Source organism: Polynucleobacter sp. AP-RePozz3-80-G7, assembly GCF_018882145.1.
Taxonomy (GTDB): Bacteria; Pseudomonadota; Gammaproteobacteria; order Burkholderiales; family Burkholderiaceae; genus Polynucleobacter.
Genome location: NZ_JACVPC010000022.1, coordinates 1 through 243, shown reverse-complemented (window position 1 = coordinate 243; position 243 = coordinate 1). Strand labels below are relative to the sequence as shown.

The window sequence follows — 243 nt, the reverse complement described above, 5'->3', positions numbered from 1 at the left end:
CAAAGGTCTGAACACCTGAGGTGGTGATTGCTCCGCCGTTAATGGCTGTTGTACCAGTAGAAGCGTTCTGGATGAGTGAAGCGGCAGATACGGCAGCGCTAAAGGTGGTGGTGCCGGTAGAAGTGAGCGCAATAGCTGCTAACTTGTTAGTACCGCCCACTACTCCAGTGAAGGTCTCATTACCAGAACCAGAGGTGATGGTTAAGGCGTATGGGGTTGTGGAGGCGCTATCGAGCGTACTTG

1 protein-coding gene is annotated in these 243 nt (G+C 53.1%); it reads right to left on the bottom strand.

Annotated elements, in window-relative coordinates; translation table 11 throughout:
* A partial coding sequence (locus ICE90_RS10780; protein WP_216192519.1) for a hypothetical protein occupies positions 1 to 243 on the bottom strand: 243 nt, incomplete at both ends.